Origin of the sequence: Neobacillus sp. KR4-4 (assembly GCF_042136325.1) — a bacterium.
Taxonomy (GTDB): domain Bacteria; phylum Bacillota; class Bacilli; order Bacillales; family Cytobacillaceae; genus Neobacillus.
This window is the reverse complement of sequence record NZ_JBHHJU010000016.1, coordinates 68,675-86,731: the sequence shown is the minus strand read 5'-3', so window position 1 is coordinate 86,731 and position 18,057 is coordinate 68,675. Positions and strand designations below refer to the sequence as shown.

Sequence of the window (18,057 nt, the reverse complement as noted above, 5' to 3'; positions counted from 1 at the left end):
ATCAGTCTCCTAATGTATTAGCAAAAAAACGATACACTGTTCTGGAATGGTATACTTCCTCTGGATTTAAAATGACAGAAGGAAACTCTGGATGATGGATGGCATCAGGAAACCCTTGCGTTTCCAGGCAAACACCCAAATAATTCTCCGCTCTGACACCTGAAATAGAATAAGGACCTTCTAGAAAATTCCCTGTATAAAGGACAACGCATGGCTGATCGGTCGTAATAAGAAGCGAGCGGCCGCTTTCTTCGTCGCTTAGAATCATCCTATTTTCTCCCTCTTGTCTAAAAACAAGTGGGTGGTCATAACCTTTTCCGACAAGTACGTTTTGCGGATAAGATGAATTCAGCCCAGAACTCAACCTTCTGCCATACTTAAAATCAAAGGGGGTATTTTTAGAATCAATCAACTTACCAGTAGGGATAAGATCGTCTCTCAACTCTAAAAATCGATCACTATCTACCTTAAGAATGTGTTCCGAACAATCTCTTTTTATATTCCCACTTAAATTAAAATACGAGTGATTCGTTAAGTTGACTAACGTTTTTTGATCAGTTTTACTTTCGTAAGAAATATCGAGTTCATTTTTATTATTTAGAATGTACGTAACAGTGGTGTCTAGATTGCCAGGATAGCCTTCTTCACCGTCAGGGCTATGATAAAAAAACTTCAGCCCGACAGCATTTTCTTTCTCAATAATTTCAGTTTTCCAAATCACAGAGTTAAAACCCTTCTTGCCTCCGTGCAGATGATTGGGGTAGTTATTGTCTGCAAGCTGATATTCTTTCCCGTCCAATTCGAAACTTGCACCGCCAATTCTTCCGGCAACCCGGCCGCAAACTGCACCGAAATAAGGTGACCATTCTGTGTAATCTTCGAAGTTATCAAAACCAAGTACTACATTTTCAAAGTTTCCATGGCGGTCAGGGACGATGATTTTCGTAATGACACAACCAAAATTCAGACAAGAGACCTCCATGCCATAATCGTTGACTAAAGTATATTCTGTAACGGACTCTCCCTCGTAACTGCCGAATATTCTATCTAATATTTTCATCGATATCACTCCATATTTTTCAGAAAGTAGTTAATTACAGTTTCCCCTTACACTAAAATCCCAAAATTCGATTCATTTTTTTATAAAGAAGTGATAAAACGCTGGAATCCTGCGTTCCCTGCCTCATCCCGCTTAAACACACCTGCGTCTTCCAAGACTCTTAAGAATTTCTTTCCTACTTCTTCTCTCACAAGGCGTTCGACATTCGCTTCATTAGCAATATCTTGATAGCGTGCTTTTAGCGCTTCTGCCCAGGTTAAATGGTAATCTGCTACATCTGATGCTTTACTTAGGATGTAATTTTCTACTTCTCCGAGTTCAGCCTTTAATCGTGCAGGTAAAACAGCCAGCCCCATTACTTCAATTAGGCCGATATTTTCCTTTTTAATATGATGGACATCGGCATGTGGGTGGAAAATACCCAGCGGATGCTCCTCACTTGTTCGATTATTACGAAGCACCAAGTCCAGTTCAAAAACACCTCCATTTTTCCGGGCAATCGGGGTCACTGTATTATGCGGCGTCTCTCCGGTCCTCGCCAAAATTTCAAGCGTCGCATCACTGTAATTTTTCCATTGCTCAAAAATATGTGAACCCGCTTCAACAAGCGCGCTTATTGAAGCAGAACGGAGGCGAATAACTGACATCGGCCATTTAACCACGGAACAATCTACGTCTGGATAACCAGCCATATTAAATGTCCAGTCATCATCGGCTTTCGCCATCGCAAATTGATAATTCCCACCTTGATAATGATCATGGGTTAAAATCGAACCGCCGACAATTGGCAGGTCCGCATTTGAGCCCACAAAGTAATGCGGAAATTGTTCAACAAAGCTCAATAACCGTAAAAAAGACGAGGCACTAACGACCATATCGGTATGTTTTTCTGATAGGACAATACAATGCTCATTGTAATACACATACGGTGAATATTGGAAGTACCACGGCTGATCTAATAGATTGATGCGAATCATTCGGTGATTGGAGCGGGCCGGGTGACCGACTCTGCCTGCGTATCCCTCATTTTCAACACAGAGCAGACATTTCGGATAATCCGTTTTTTGCACTGACAGCTCGAGTGCGATACTTCTAGGATCCTTTTCAGGCTTTGATAAATTAATCGTAATATCAAGTTCACCATATTCTGTGGCGGTTTTATACTCGATATTGTTACGAATACGCTTCATTTGAATGTAATTGTTATTTTTACTTAACTCATAAAAATACTCGGTTGCTTCCTTTGGATCTTGCGTATATTTTTCATAAAACACTTGATTGATAGTGGATGGGCGTGCAGTAAAACAGTTCATTATTTTACTTGAAAAAATCTCTTTTTCATCAAATAAATCTTCAATGACCCCTTGATTGCAGGCATAGTCCACGATTAATTCAAGTAAATCTGGGATTTCAAAGTGATTGCTCTCCGCTAGTTCCTCTTCCTTAAACTCAGTTAGCTTAAGCAATGCCAAAATTTGATTGCGCGCATAGATTTCATCTTCCCGCTCGATTAATTGAGTGGTAATAGCTTGATTAATTAATTGTTGTATAAGTTTATAAATCATTATGATCCCCTCTATTTCTGATATCCATTAGGGTGATGCTGATGCCAGTTCCAGGCATTACTGATAATTTGTTGAATCGATGTTCTTGAAGGATTCCATCCCAACACCTTTTGTGCTTTTTCCGAAGAGGCAATTAACGTACTCGGGTCACCCGATCGACGCTCACCGATTCTCACAGGAATATCAATACCCGTCACTTCTTTAGCCGTCTCAACAATTTCTTTTACCGAGAATCCTTTGCTTGAGCCAAGATTGAAAACATTACTCTGACCGCCATTTTGTAAATAGCGGAGGGCTAATATGTGGGCATCAATTAAGTCCTCGACATGAATATAATCTCGGACACAAGTGCCATCTGCCGTATCATAATCCTCACCAAATATCGTCACTGCTGGTCTTTTCCCAATTGCTGCCTCCAGAACAACTGGAATCAGGTGAGTTTCCGGGTTATGGTCCTCCCCAATTTGTCCGTCACTTCTTGCTGATGCCACGTTAAAATAGCGAAGCGAAACATAGTTAAGGTCAAAAGCCTTTTCACACCAAGCCATCATTTTCTCCATAGCCAGTTTGGTTTCACCATACGTATTCGTTGGAACGGTTGCAGCCTCCTCTGTAATCGGGACAACTTTTTGCTCTCCATAAACCGCGGCGGTTGATGAAAAAACGATATGCTTAATGCCAAACTCTTTCATCATTTCAAGCACGATTTGTGTTCCGTAGACATTGTTATCAAAGTATTTTAACGGTTCAACCATCGACTCTCCGACAAGGGAATTCGCGGCGAAGTGCAAAATCGCTTCAATACTTTCTTTTTCAAAAACAGAACGCATAAACTCGCGGCTGCGGATATCTCCTCTATAAAAATTAGCCTTTGGATGAACTGCCTCCTCATGGCCCGTTTGCAAATTATCGATGACAACGACTGAATAACCTTGATCAAGTAACTGGTATACAGCGTGTGAACCGACATAGCCTGCACCGCCTAACACAAGAATACTCATTTAAATTGTCTCCTCCAGTCGAATTTCCTTCGCCCCATCACCAATGCTTGCTGCATAAAATTCTGCCTCGTAGCCAATCTTGTCCAGATAAGCAGCTCCTACGTTCTCAATAAAGTTATCAACTTCTCCATTTCTAACAATCGCAATTGCACAGCCGCCGAATCCTGCACCTGTCATGCGCGCACCAAGAACACCTGTCTGTTTCCATGCCGCTTCAACTAAAGTGTCCAATTCCACTCCTGTCACTTCATAATCATCTCTTAGTGATACATGTGATTGGTTAACTAATTGTCCAAATGCTTCTAGATTTCCTAATTTAAGCTCTTCAAGTGCCTTAATTGTTCTCATGTTTTCGTAAACAGCATGCTTGGCCCGTTTGCGAACTGTTTCATTGGTAATCAGATATTGATTTTCATCAAACTCCGCTTCCGATAATTGACCAAGTGCCTCAATTGGCAGCTTTTGCTGTAGCTGCGCAAGTGCCTCTTCACATTCTCCTCTTCTTTCGTTGTATTTCGAATCAGCTAATTCCCTGCGTTTGTTCGTATTCATGATTAATATTTTGTAATCTTCAAGGTGAATCGGTGCATACTCATATTTCAACGTTTGGCAATCTAGTAAGATACCTGCATCTTTCTTTCCCATGCCAATCGCAAACTGATCCATGATTCCGCTGTTCACGCCAATAAATTCATTTTCTACCCTCTTGCCTATCTTGATGAGATCAAAGCGCGGAATTTCTAAATTAAATAGGCCATTTACGAGCACCCCAGTTAAAAGTTCAATGGATGCTGACGAAGAAAGTCCTGCACCATTGGGTATATTCCCTTCAATTACGCAATCAAATCCGGCTGGAATTTCATATCCTGCCTCGAGAATATAACGGACCATCCCTTTTGGATAATTAGCCCAATTATGTTCCTTCTCATAGTCTAGTTCGCTTAAGTTAAATTCGATGATTCCTTTTTCAGGAAAGTTGGTAGAGCAGAGGCGAATCACTTTGTCTTCCCGCTTCCTTGCTACAGCGTAGGTACCATAGGTAATGGCACATGGAAACACATGACCTCCATTGTAATCTGTATGTTCGCCTATTAAATTAATCCTTCCAGGCGCAAAAAAGGCTTGCTTTGGCAATACGTGAAACATATCTAAAAATACTTTATTAAGTGTGATTACGTTCATTTTAAATTCCTCCAGCAGTCTTGGTCTTGTTAGTTACCTTTTTATTATTAACATAATTTTACTACCCATAGTAAAATCCTTCAAGTATTTTACTAAAATTTTTACTTAAATTTTACAAACAAACTATGAATAGAATCTTGCAGGAGGTATTTTTAACTTGGTATTTGTGTTAAAATTGGTAGGAATAAATAATACCTTTTTAAACAAATCCTTAAGGGTACTAATGATAATAAAGGCGTGATGTCATTTGAGTTTCGACCCCAAAACTGGAAGCTTCGAAAAAATGAAGTTACTTAATCAATCAACGGTTTTAAACATGATTCGATTAAAAGAGCCGATTTCACGAGCGGAAATTGCCAAATTAACAAAATTAACCCCGCCCACCATAAGTTCATTGGTTGCTGAGTTAATTGAGAAAAATCTTTTAATAGAGGAGCAATCAACAAGCGCAACGTCAGGCGGTAGAAAGCCAATTCTCCTCCGTATTAATTACTCCGCTTATTATATTATCGGAGTCTATGCCGCAGCGGAGGTTATACGCGTTATTCTTACCACGATGGACGGAAAGATTGTAACCGATTTCAGTAAAGATATTATTAAATTGCCAACTAAAACCGAATTTATGAATATGATGATCGAGTGCATTCATAATGTCCTTCAATCTAAACATTTCGAAAGAGAGTTAATCCTTGGAATTGGTATTGCCATGCATGGACTTGTTGATTCTGAACAAGGCTTGGCCATTTTTTCTCCACACTTACATTTGGAAAATATCCCTCTGAAGGAACGAATAGAAAAAGAATTTAATATCCCTGTTATTGTCGAGAATGATGTACGAGCATTAGCGATTGCTGAAAGCTGGTTTGGGCAAGGGAGAGGGGTTTCCGATTTTATCTGTCTTAGTGTGGGACGGGGGATTGGTTCTGGAATCTTTATAAATAGTGAAATTTATAAAAGCACGTTCTATACAGCAGGAGAAGTCGGACATACAATTTTAGATGTGAATGGTCCCCTATGCGAATGCGGTAATAATGGATGTTTAGAGGCCTATGCATCAGAAATTGCTATCTTAAAAAAGGCTAAGGAAGATATTAAACATCATCAGGATACCATTCTCACAGAATGGTTGAAAGAAGGCAGTACTGAACTCTCCTTAAATATGGTCTATACAGCTGCTAAGCAAGGGGACCCATTTGCTATAACACTCTTAGAAAAGGCTGGTCAATCCCTTGGACTAGCCGCAGCAAATATGATTAACATTCTAAAGCCTTCGAAAATAATCCTAGAAGGGAGTATTTTCAAGGTAGGAGATTTTGTTTTGTCTCAACTAAAAAAAAGAATAGAGAAATATACTTTTAAAAGTTCACATGAAGAAATTAAAGTGGTTTGTTCGGAATTAGGAAAAACTGGTATGGTATTGGGAGCTGTAACATTAGTTTTAAAGAAATTATTTAAAACATAAGGAACATAAAAAGAGTTGGATCATAAGATTCAACTCTTTTTTTGTTCAATTTGTAAATATGTATTTAGTAACGGAATAGTATCCCTGATCCTTTTCTAAAATGGCCGATGGGAAATGCGGATGATTGAGCGAGTCTGGAAGACCCTGTGTTTCTAAACATAAACCAAGGTATTTTCTGGAGTTGATACCTTGAATAGAAAAGTCATCAGCTAGTTGGTTACCCGTATAAAGAACCACGGCAGGCTGATTTGTTTCAATGATTAATCCTCTTCCGCTCTCATCATCAAACAGATAGATTTCCTTATTGTGATTATCCGTTAATAGAAATGGATGGTCATATCCATTTCCTGCAATTATATTTTGTCTGTCATTTGTGTCAGTTCCTTCAATAATCTTCCGGCCGGATCGAAAGTCAAATGATGTATTCTCTACAGGAAGAATCTCCCCTGTCGGTATCAATTCTTCATCCAACTCAAGGAATCGATTACTTTTTAGGGTCAACTTATGATTAAGAACGTCTCTTTTTAAATTGCCGCTTAAATTAAAATAAGAATGACTGGTAACATTAACCACCGTTTTTTGATCAGACACACCTTCATAGGATATTTGAAGCTCATTATCGTTATTTAAGGTATAGGATATTTTCATCTTTAAATTTCCAGGATACCCTTCTTCTCCATCCTTACTTAAATAAGTGAATACAAGGGTCAAAGAATCTTTTTCTTCTACTACCTCTGTATTCCAGATCACCTTATCGAAGCCTTTTATCCCGCCATGGAGGTGATTGCCATTGTTATTTTTTGCGAGATGGTACGTGGTACCTTCTAAGGTAAATTCCGCATTAGCAATTCTGCCCGCATGCCTGCCGACTACGGCGCCGAAATAGGGAGAATGCTGCTGATATTCTTCGATTGTATCAAAGCCTAAAACGACATTTTCAAGGGTTCCGTTACGATCAGGAACGACAATCCTGGTAATCGTGCAGCCATAATCGATGGTACTTACTTCCATGCCCTGATCATTAATCATCGTAAAAGTTGTTATTGTCTGTCCATCAAGTTCTGCAAATTTTTCTTGTATCAAATTCATAAATATAACTCCCTCCGGTCTACAGTTATATAAGAAAACTCGCCGACTGGCGAGCCCTCTTGAAATAATATGGCTGTGTTAAACTTGTCTGTTGACTTCTGTTCCAGGCACTTCGCTTCATAGCCAATTTTATAAAAGCAAGCAGAATAACCTAACTTAAGATTTTACAATATTGGAATGCCACATATCATTTATTTCTTTTATTTTTGCTAATTCACATTTTGGTTTTCTGTTATAAGATACTAATCCGTTGATTTCCTGCTCTACGTCTGTTAACTGTGTGTAACAATAGCCATGTAGACCCTTTGAAGCATAGACCGCTTCCATTACTCTGCGATAATCTGCAATAAACTCTTCCTCATCCTTTACAGATGTATAGCCCCAGCCACTGTCTTCACCGACCTTGAATCCTATTCCTCCGAATTCTGTTAACAAGATAGGTTCACCTTTATGTTCAAATCCATCTGCATAAATTCCTCGGCCAGCTGGTTTTGAGCTTAAGAGATTTTCTTTTGTGAGTAAGGATTCTTTAAAGTTTTCATATTTTACCTTTTCATCGCTGGATCCATGATTATAATTGTGAATCGCACAGATATCGGTTTCTGTAAGCTCCCAGCCATCATTTGAGATGACTAATCGTGTTGTATCTAATGAATGAATAAGGTGGTACATCGCTAAAGAGTGGTGCTGCTGTTGTTTGTTCGCTTTAATAAAAGGCACTCCCCAGCTTTCATTGACAGGCACCCAGGCGACGATGGACGGATGATTATAATCCCGTTCAATGATTTCAATCCACTCTTTGGTTAATCGAGATGCAGCGTCCTCACTATAGGACGGGAAGGCTGCACATTCCCCCCATACCAAGAATCCTAATTTGTCTGCCCAGTAAAGGAAGCGAGGATCCTCCACTTTTTGATGCTTTCTGCAGCCATTAAAGCCCATTTCTAAGGCTATTTCAATATCCCTTTTTAAAGCCTCATCCGTAGGAGCGGTTAACAACCCTTCCGGCCAGTAGCCCTGATCAAGAACTAATTTTTGATAATAAGGCTTGTTATTTAAATAAACCATGCCATTTTCAATATGGACCTTTCTCATACCAAAATAGGATTCTATCTCATCTAAAATCGCCTGATTATCCCCATCTTTTAATGTGAATTTGATATCAAATAAATTAGGATTTTCTGGTGACCAGTTCCATCCAGTATGGTGGAAGGCAGTTCTGAAGATTTGGCGATTATATAAATTAACCGAACGCTTATTATACGGTTCAAATACCTCAATCGTATCCTTTGCTACCTTTTCACCCTGAAAACTAATTTCGATGTCTGCTTGTTTGTTAATACATTCACCAGAGACCTCAAATTCTACAATTATATCTCCACGGTCAATATCGGGTGTTAATCTTAATTTTGAAACATGTGTAGGGCTAACCGGTTCAAGCCATACACTTTGCCATATCCCCGTCGTTCTCGTGTACCAGATGGAATCCGATTGTTCAATCCAGAATTGCTTTCCTCTGGGAATCGTTTCATCTGTGGATGGATCTTCGACTCTGACAACCACCTTTTCATTGCCCCAAGTTAAATGATCAGTAATATCGAACGAAAAGGAAACATTGCCGCCTTCATGGAAACCAACATACTCCCCATTTACATAAATCCATGCACGGTAATCTACTGCCCCAAAATGCAGGATGATCCGCTGATTATTCCAATCCTTAGATACAGTGAATTCTCGGGAATACCATACAAAGTCATGGAATGATGGATCATTAATACCGCTTAGTTCTGTCTGATACGCAAAGGGAACATTAATTTTCCGATCAAAAGTGCCCCCATTTTGAAACCACTTTTCCTTTAAACCAACATTATTATCATCAAAAGCGAAGTCCCATTCGCCATTTAAATTAACCCAATCTTTTCTGACCAATTGCGGTCTTGGATACTCATTACGAGGTATTGACATGTTGTTCTCCATCCTTCCTGAAAAAATAATCCTATTTAATACCCGATTGATTCACGCCTTTAATAAAGGAACGTTGACCAATGATAAACAATAATACAGCAGGTATGGTTGCAATCGATGTCAAAGCCATTAACCTGCCCGGTGATGAAACAAAGCTTCCCTGCTGCATGATGGCAATACCTGTTGTAATAGTTCTCATTTCTGGAGAATTTGTCGTTACAAGAGGCCATAAGAAATCATTATATATACCCATAAATGTAAAAATAGCTAATGTCCAAATAACAGGTCGTGCTGATGGCAGAACGATTTTTACAAAAACTTGCCATTTATTTGCACCATCTAGAAATGCTGCTTCTTCCAGTTCTTTTGGAAAGCTGCGAAAATATTGATATAGAAGAAAGACACCAAATGCATTTGAAGAATATGGAAGAATCAATACTGCATAAGTATCTAATAGACCAAACTTATTAAACTCCATATATAGTGGTAAAAACGTAATTACCCAAGGAATCGTCATCGACCCAATAAAGATGCTAATTAACAATTTTTTAAATGGGACATCCAAACGAGCTAGACCATATGCTGCAAGTGTGTCAACAACTAGAACAATTAATGTCCCAATAATCCCAACAAAAAGGGAGTTGCTCATCCATTGTAGGACTGGAGTATCTGAATTTCCTGCTAGGCTATACTGATAATTTTCAAGAGTAAAGACTTTCGGAATCCACTTTAGCCCTGCTGTGAAGGCTTCCTGATCCGTTTTAAAAGAAGTAGCCAGCATCCATAAAATTGGAACGATAAAAATCAGGCCAACAATAATCGCAAGAATAACTATGAAAACTTTAAATGGTGTTTTTTGCACGCTGACCTACTCCTTTCGATTAGTGATTCGGAATTGCAAGATTGAGATAACGATCATAATCAAAGCCATAAGTAATGACATGGCAGCTGCATTCCCTAATTGACGCTGCTTAAAGGCTTCATCAACAATATTCATTAATAAAACCTTTGTTGAAGTCCCTGGACCTCCGCGTGTCATTAAATAAGGCTGCCCGTAAATATTAAATGAGGCAATCGTTGATGTAATAACAACAAATAGCATTGTAGGTTTAATACTAGGGATCGTGATATGAATAAACTGCTGCCAGCGGTTGGCGCCATCAAGAGAACCGGCTTCATATAGTTCTTCAGAAACATCATTTAGTGCGTTGATAAAAATAACCATGTTAAAACCAATTGTCCACCATAAAGTCGCGATAGCAAGTGAAATCCAGGCCCAAGGCATGTCTGTTAACCATGGAATTAATGGCAGATTCATCTTTTGTAAATATTGATTAATTAACCCGCTGTTTGTATCTAGGATCCATAACCAAATAATTGCAACCACTGAAACAGAAACAGAATAGGGAATAAAGTAAACTGTACGAAAAAAACCTTTGAATTTACCAGGTAGTGCATTTACTAACAATGCTAAACCTAATCCAACCACAACCAATAAAGGAACACTATATACAACGAATTGGAAGGTGTTTTTAAGACCCTCGAAAAACAGTTCATTAAGATAAGAATCAGTGTCAAAGATCTTTGCATAGTTCTTAAATCCTACAAATTCATGGACAGGGTTTAATAGATCCCAGTTATGCAAACTTATCCATGCCCCATATCCAATTGGAATTAAAAGAAAAATAACAAATAAAATCAAGTAAGGGAGTACAAAAAGACTTGAAGTCAATTGTGATTTCCAGCTTGTACTTCTCATTTACCTTCCTCCTTTCGGTTTCCTACTAGTGGAAAAACAAGAGACGAACGGGTTTCAACCTCCGTCCGCCTCCTTTAATGATTACTTATTCAAAACTTGTTCCGCCTTTTTATTGGCATCATCTAATGCTTTTTGCGGATCCTTCTTGCCTAAAAGAGCAAGGTTCACTTCAGCCCATAGCGGGTCAGACAATTGACCCCAGTTGGCAACGGCAGGAGCAAACTTAGCATATTTAAATTCTGAAGCTACGATTGGCTGTTGCTTCATCTTTTTAAATTCTTCACTTTGTTCATAAATTGCCTTTGAAGCAGGTGCTTGTCCTGATTTAGCCCACTCCATTGTGTTTCCAGCAACATATTTTAAGAAATCAGTAATACCATCTAATTTTTTTGAATCTGTAACAGTAGCAGGTACCACGAAATTGTGCCCATTTGCATAAACTGCTTGTTGTTTTGTTCCTAATTGCGGCACTGGAGCAACTCCATAGTTAATTCCGGCTTTATCCCATTGTTCCATCATCCATGGACCATTTAAATGCATCGCGTTTTTACCTTGTAAGAATAATGTTACTTCACCATCTTGTTGAACATTTTCAGGTGACACCTTTTCTTTATGAATCAAATCACGATAGAACGTTAACGCTTCAACCGCTTCTGGGCTATTGTAGTTTGGCTTACCATCTTTCATTAATTCGCCGCCATTTTGGAATAAAATAGTTGGGAAAATGAATTGGTTTGGCCAAAGAGTTGGTACTACAAAACCATATTGATTCTTACTAGAATCTGTTAGTTTTTTAGCAGCGGCTAGGAACTCCTCACGATTTGTCGGTGCCTTTTCTGGATCTAAACCGGCCGCTTTAAATAAATCTTTATTATAGTACATAATTAATGGATGAATATCTAAAGGAATGGTATAGTGCTTACCGCCAATATCGCCGGCCTTCCAAGCAGTTTCAGCATAATCTTCTGCTTTAACGCCTGCTTTTTCGACAGTATCAGTTAAATCCTTTAATAAATTCTTATCTGCATAATTTTTCAGCTGATCAGTATGCATAATTAATAAATCTGGAGCATTTTTTTGTCCAGAAAAAGCAAGGTCAACCGTCTTATAATAGTCAGACTGGGGAACAACTTGGAAATCTACTTGATACTTAGATTGTGACTTATTGTAGTTTTCAACAATCGTCTTCATACGCGGACCATCTGCGCCAGAGAATGGCGCCCAATAAGTAATTTTCTCCCCATTTCCGCCTTCTGAAGTATCTTTGTCCTTCGCACTTGAGCATCCCGCTAAAGATCCGAGAGCTAGCGCAGCAGTTAAAGCTATACCAAGCCATTTCTTTTTCTTAGCCATTTTTATCCCCCTTATTTAGGTAAAAATTTTTGTCTTCTTCTAGCATGAGGAAATATTTATAAACTATTCGTTCCCCATTAGTTAATTAAATTAATTTACTTTCTGGTATTATCATAATCTTGGAAGCGCTTTTTGTCAAAACATATTTATTATTTTGTGAATAAAATTAAAATGGCCTCGGTACAGTCCGAGGCCATCTAGTAATTCACCCTGTTAAATTTATTTATCGTCTGTACTTTTTAAATAAAAGACTTGTGATTGGAAGTCTCCCCCGCGTTCAAAATTGCCGCCATTGACACCATTAAACTCTGTGGGAAGCTGCAATCCCACAGACATTAGCTCATCACCATAATAAGTTCTCTCGATCCCGGCAATCCTGTAGTCTTTTGACACGTCTAATCCACTAAGTCGCAGCATTTGCTGTTTCTTAGGATTCGGAGTCGCTAATACTTTATACCAGCCAACTAATGCCTCCGACTGATCTTGGCTTACCACCATCCATGCCGTTTCGTTATTTGAAAATGGATTCAACAAGCGATAAAATTGACCATCACGAATCAACTGTCGATGCGCTTTATAGAAGGCAACCTGTTGTTTAATTTCTTCACGTTCTTCTTCGGTCAATTTGAGTGGGTCCAATTCATATCCAAATGTTCCAAAGTAGGCCGTGTTTGCCCTTGTTTGTAATGGTGTGGACCGTAATGTCTGATGATTCGGAACATCCGAAACATGAGATCCCATACTATAAACCGGATAGGCAAAGGATGTACCATACTGGATTTTAAGCCTTTCAATCGCATCTGTATCATCACTCGTCCAAGCCTGCGGTGCATAATACAACATCCCAGGGTCAAACCGTCCGCCCCCCCCCGCACACGATTCAAACAACACTTGTGGGAACTCGCTTGTTAATCGCTCATAGAGATTATAAACTCCTAAAATATAACGGTGGAAAAATTCACCCTGCTGATGAACGGGTAGGTTATTCGAAAAAGCTTCGGTGATGTTTCGATTCATATCCCATTTAATATAGGCCAGCTTTGTTTGTTTAATAATCGTGGACATTTTATCATATAAATAATCCACGATTTCCTGTCTTGAAAAATCTAGGACCAGCTGATTACGTCCCAATGTATAGTGCTGACCTGGGATACCTACGGCCCAATCTGGATGCTCGTTAAATAATTCACTATTCGGACTGATCATTTCTGGTTCAAACCAAAGTCCAAACTTCATTCCGGTCTCATTAATTTTCTTTGCTAGGCTCTCCAGTCCATTGGGAAGCTTATTTAAGTCAACATGCCAATCACCAAGGGAGGAGGTATCATCGTTCCGTTTTCCAAACCAGCCGTCATCAAGGACAAGCAATTCTATTCCTAGTTCACTTGCAGATTTAGCAATATTCACTAGTTTTTCCTCATCGAAATCAAAGTAAGTGGCTTCCCAGTTATTAATTAGAATGGGACGTACGGCCTTCTTCCATTGACCTTGAATCAAATGCTCACGGTAAAGAGAATGGAAAGCCTGACTCATCCCGTTTAATCCGTGATCAGAATAAACCATGATGACTTCTGGGGTTTGAAATGAAGCTTGCGGTCTTAAATTCCACTTGAAGCCAAACGGATGAATCCCAACCGTAAGTCTTGCCATATCGTAATGGTCGACTTCTACTTGCATCAAGAAATTACTGCTATAGATAAAATTAAAGCCATATACTTCCCCTGTATGTTCCGTTGCTTCTGGCCGCCTTAGTGCCAAGAACGGATTATGGTGGTGAGAACTGGCCCCGCGCAGACTGGAAATAGACTGAATGCCTGTTTCAAGTCTTCTTTCCTTTAGATGCCGTTCCCTTGACCATGTCCCCGCTAAATGGGTAAATACAAAATCTTTATCCGGAAGGTCGAGCGATGCTCCCATGAATCGATCAATAACCAGCTCTTCGGCACCCGCATTTCTTATCGAAGCACTTCTCGTGATGACAGGTTTGTCACGGAAAATAGTATAATTTAACTGCAATTCCGCTTGCAGGAACTCATCTTTTAAGAAAATTTGAAGTGTACTTGCATCTTGATTGTCCTCTGTATAAGTTGCTGGGAGACCTTCAATACGAGGTTTTCCTTCAAGGATCTGATACGATTCATATGTGAAATTTGGAATATGATTTGCTGTGGTTTTACTAACGCTGATTGCTGGTTCGCGAAAATCCGAATTTCCGTAGGCAGGGAATTCCTGACGCAGCGTCTCTAATCCAAATGCTGGGTCGGCAGCATATACATGCGTGGTTGCTCCTGTTGGAATATCATACACTTGCAGATGGGAAAAATCGTCTCTGTGGCGTAACGCCCTACCGTAGTAAAGATGGCCTAATTGCCCATTTTTCATGACGTGAAAAATATAACTTACTTGGCCATTTGTTAAATGAAACTGCTTGTCCTCTTGATTCACATGAATAAGCATCGCTTTCTCCTTCAACATTTTGACTTCTTATCTGATTTTATGGAAAAGAGCCTGTAATCTCAGGCTCTTTCCCTTGTAGTGCTAAATATTGATTAGATTCTATTGATCACAAACTCGAATTCCATGTCTTTGTCAGCATGGATCAGATGTTCATCATGCACTGGTGCACCCCAGCTGTCGTCCCCGCCGACGCCCATCTGCTTGCCTGCGACCGTAACAACGGTGTAATGAACATTTGGCAACTCATATTGATGTTGAGCATTCTCAAGTTCAAAGGCGGTGTATGGGGAAAAATTGCACTCTAATGGTTCAGCCGCTGCTGATATTCTGATCCCCTGTCCCTGCTTATTCGTTACATTAACCCGGCGGACCCCTGTTCGGTTGCCCGACTCTTGCGGCATCACGTATCCGGATAAATTATCTGATACTTTGTTCTTAAAAATACCCAGTCTTGCCCCCATAGCACGGTCCGAATAATTTTCTTCCGGTCCCATCGCATACCATTCTAATTGGTCATAATCGGCAGGAACCTTAAAGGAAAGGGCAAAAATCGGCAGTTGCGGAAGATTTTCTGCCCCATGATAAACTGACTTCACTCGGACACTGCCATCGGCAAGAACGGTATAACTTACTTTCACATCTACTTCTGCACTTATTGCTAGTTTATAAGTAAACGCGATCGATACCTGACCTTTCCCTTCTTCGACCTCTATCCCCGCACATTTGCGTGTTAGACTAGCCGCATACCAAAGACCCGAATGAAACCCTTGTGAATAACCGCGGTCATTATCTGTGGTCGCGCGCCAGAATAACGGGGCCGGTGGAAGAGCAATCATTTCTTTCCCCGCATAGTTAAGCGAGACAAGACTGCCCACTTGCTTAGAGAAGATGATGGTAAAGTCACGGCCGTGAACACCGATATTAACGTCGCCAGTGACAACCCTTAATTCCCCGTTTACCTGAACCGGTTCCTCAGAAGATTCCACCTGATACACAAATTGTCCAAACGCGACCTCATAGCCTGCGTCCGCCCAAAGCTTATTTTCCTTCAGCCTAAAAGCAGTTTGAATACAATACTCGCCAGCAGCGCTTGTGTTTTCGGCCGGTAAGTTAAATTCCACGCGCCCTTCACTCTGAGGTGCCACCATCACTTCAAGTTGATTTCGATACACTTCCTTACCTTCATGGTAGAGAACATATTCCAAATGATAATCGGACGTATCTTCGAAAAGACCTTCATTGTGAATGGTCACTCCGGATTGATCCGGTACCAATTTGATGTTTTGATATAAATACTTTACTTCCTGCATCTTCGGTGAAAGTTCCCGATTGGCGTACACAATCCCATTGGTACAGAAACCGTAATCAGTAGGACGGTCATCAAAATCGCCGCCGTAGGCTAAGAATTCTTTTCCATAACGGTCTTTTTTGATAATGGATTGATCAATATAATCCCAGATAAAACCGCCTTGATACATTGGATACTTCTTCTCTAAATCTGTATATTTGTACATTCCGCCAAGTGAATTTCCCATGGCATGCATATACTCACAGCTAATGTATGGCTTCTCGGGATTTGCATTCAAATACTCCTCAATATCAGCCGGCTTGGCATACATGCGGCTCTCCATATCACTAGTATCATTATATTCGCGGGCATGAAATACACCTTCGTAATGAACCAAGCGGCTTGGGTCCACTCTTTTGAAATATTTAGACACGTTAAGAATGACTTCACCTGCATAGGATTCATTCCCACACGACCATATCAGGATGGACGGATGATTTTTATCCCGTTCAACCATAGAAACAGCCCGATCCATTACAATATTCTCCCATTCCGGCTTATTCCCGGGAATGTTCCAGGACGGCTCGACTGCCCCCATCTTTTGCCATGATCCGTGCGTTTCCAGGTTCATTTCATCGATAACATAGACACCGTATTCGTCACATAAATCGTACCAATAACTCTGATTCGGATAATGAGACGTCCGGACTGCATTAATGTTATTTTGTTTCAGTGTTTTAATGTCCCAGAGCATGTCTTCCTTCGTAATCGCACGGCCGGTCCGGCAATTAAATTCATGGCGATTTACGCCCTTGAATACAATCCGTTCACCGTTAAGGTGCATAATTTTATCGATAAGTTCAAATCTACGGAAGCCCACTTTCTGTGGAATCACTTCTACTAAATTGCCTTTTTCGTTATAAACCTGTATATAAAGCTTGTATAAATTCGGTCTTTCTGCGCTCCATAATTTTGGACCCTCAACATCCATTGCTGTTGACCATTTTCCGTCACCAGATTCAATCGTACAAGTAGATACTAGGCTGCCTTCTCGATCGTACAACTCTGTTACAATTTTTGAAGGTGAAGAGCTGCCAGACAAGAGCTTGAGGTCTACTTTAAGCGTCCCTTTCGTAAAAGCTGCATTCAATTCTGCACGAACATCTGCATCAAAAACATGAATCTCTGGTACAGTATAGAGATAGACATCACGGAAAATTCCTGAAAAACGCCAGAAATCTTGATCTTCCAGCCAGCTTCCTGTGCTTCGCTGGTAAACCTCGACCGCTAATTTATTTTCACCTTCTGTTAGAAATGAGGTAAGATCAAACTCAGCTGGCGTGAAGGAGTCCTCACTATAGCCGACGAACTTCCCGTTTAGCCACACATAAAACGCTGATTCTACTCCCTGAAAAGAAATGTACACCGGCTTATTGGTCATGTTTTCTGGTACAGTAAACATCTTCACATAACTGCCCACCGGATTATGGTCTTGTGGAATTTCTGGCGGACGAATCTCGTTTAGGCCGTCCCATGGGTACATGGTATTCACATATTGAGGTTTTCCATACCCCTGAAGCTGGATATGCCCAGGAACGGTGATGTCCCCCCAGCCAGCACAATTAAAGTTCTCCTGGTAAAAATTCTCCGGACGATTGTTCGGATTAACGCTATAGCTAAATTTCCAATTTCCGTTTAGGTCATGGCGCAAAGCCATTGGACCTTCAAGTTTTGCTTGTTCCAGCGTTTCGTAATATATGTGATCGGAATGTGCAGGCAGTCGATTCACAGCAAACACATTCACATCCGTAAGCCAATCTAGTTTTGGAATTGTTGACATCATGATCACTCATTTCTATTTCTATTTTTCCAAGTA

Annotated in this window: 12 protein-coding genes; 1 reads left to right on the top strand and 11 read right to left on the bottom strand. The window is 40.1% G+C overall.

Going from position 1 to position 18,057, the window contains the following annotated elements; all coding sequences use genetic code 11:
• Position 1 precedes the first annotated feature (1 nt).
• The 4 genes from ACE198_RS16885 to ACE198_RS16870 form a co-directional block, all read right to left on the bottom strand.
• The gene (locus ACE198_RS16885; RefSeq protein ID WP_375376339.1) at positions 2–1,060 is read right to left on the bottom strand and encodes an aldose epimerase family protein; all 1,059 of its coding nucleotides are present in this window, start codon (positions 1,058–1,060) and stop codon (positions 2–4) included.
• An 80-nt stretch (positions 1,061–1,140) separates the two neighbouring features.
• A complete protein-coding gene (galT, locus tag ACE198_RS16880) occupies positions 1,141–2,625 on the bottom strand; it encodes a UDP-glucose--hexose-1-phosphate uridylyltransferase (RefSeq protein WP_375376338.1) in 1,485 nt (494 codons plus the stop codon).
• An 11-nt stretch (positions 2,626–2,636) separates the two neighbouring features.
• Complete coding sequence (gene galE, locus ACE198_RS16875; RefSeq protein WP_375376337.1) at positions 2,637–3,626, bottom strand: UDP-glucose 4-epimerase GalE; 990 nt, start codon at positions 3,624–3,626, stop codon at positions 2,637–2,639.
• A complete protein-coding gene (locus ACE198_RS16870; protein WP_375376336.1) occupies positions 3,627–4,808 on the bottom strand; it encodes a galactokinase in 1,182 nt (393 codons plus the stop codon).
• A 283-nt stretch (positions 4,809–5,091) separates the two neighbouring features.
• Here ACE198_RS16870 and ACE198_RS16865 point away from each other — a divergent pair, with 283 nt between their 5' ends.
• The gene (locus ACE198_RS16865; protein WP_251461363.1) at positions 5,092–6,270 is read left to right on the top strand and encodes an ROK family transcriptional regulator; all 1,179 of its coding nucleotides are present in this window, start codon (positions 5,092–5,094) and stop codon (positions 6,268–6,270) included.
• A gap of 45 nt (positions 6,271–6,315) precedes the next feature.
• Here the strand turns inward: ACE198_RS16865 and ACE198_RS16860 are convergent, their stop codons facing one another.
• From ACE198_RS16860 to lacZ, 7 genes are all read right to left on the bottom strand, one after another.
• Positions 6,316–7,359 carry an aldose epimerase family protein gene (locus ACE198_RS16860; RefSeq protein WP_375376335.1) on the bottom strand — a complete coding sequence of 348 codons (1,044 nt, stop codon included), beginning with the start codon at positions 7,357–7,359 and terminating at the stop codon, positions 6,316–6,318.
• 156 nt (positions 7,360–7,515) lie between these two features.
• The gene (locus ACE198_RS16855; protein WP_375376334.1) at positions 7,516–9,324 is read right to left on the bottom strand and encodes a glycoside hydrolase family 2 protein; all 1,809 of its coding nucleotides are present in this window, start codon (positions 9,322–9,324) and stop codon (positions 7,516–7,518) included.
• Between the two features lie 31 nt (positions 9,325–9,355).
• Positions 9,356–10,186, bottom strand: coding sequence for a carbohydrate ABC transporter permease (locus ACE198_RS16850; protein ID WP_375376333.1), 831 nt, complete (start codon positions 10,184–10,186; stop codon positions 9,356–9,358).
• A gap of 6 nt (positions 10,187–10,192) precedes the next feature.
• Positions 10,193–11,083: a carbohydrate ABC transporter permease gene (locus ACE198_RS16845; protein WP_375376332.1), complete on the bottom strand. Its 891-nt coding sequence runs from the start codon at positions 11,081–11,083 to the stop codon at positions 10,193–10,195.
• An 81-nt stretch (positions 11,084–11,164) separates the two neighbouring features.
• Complete coding sequence (locus tag ACE198_RS16840) at positions 11,165–12,436, bottom strand: ABC transporter substrate-binding protein (protein WP_375376331.1); 1,272 nt, start codon at positions 12,434–12,436, stop codon at positions 11,165–11,167.
• Positions 12,437–12,655: 219 nt separating this feature from the next.
• Positions 12,656–14,893, bottom strand: coding sequence for an alpha-galactosidase (locus ACE198_RS16835; RefSeq protein WP_375376330.1), 2,238 nt, complete (start codon positions 14,891–14,893; stop codon positions 12,656–12,658).
• A 92-nt stretch (positions 14,894–14,985) separates the two neighbouring features.
• Entirely contained in the window at positions 14,986–18,021 is a 3,036-nt protein-coding gene (gene lacZ, locus ACE198_RS16830; RefSeq protein WP_375376329.1) for a beta-galactosidase, LacZ type, read from the bottom strand.
• Positions 18,022–18,057: the final 36 nt, after the last annotated feature.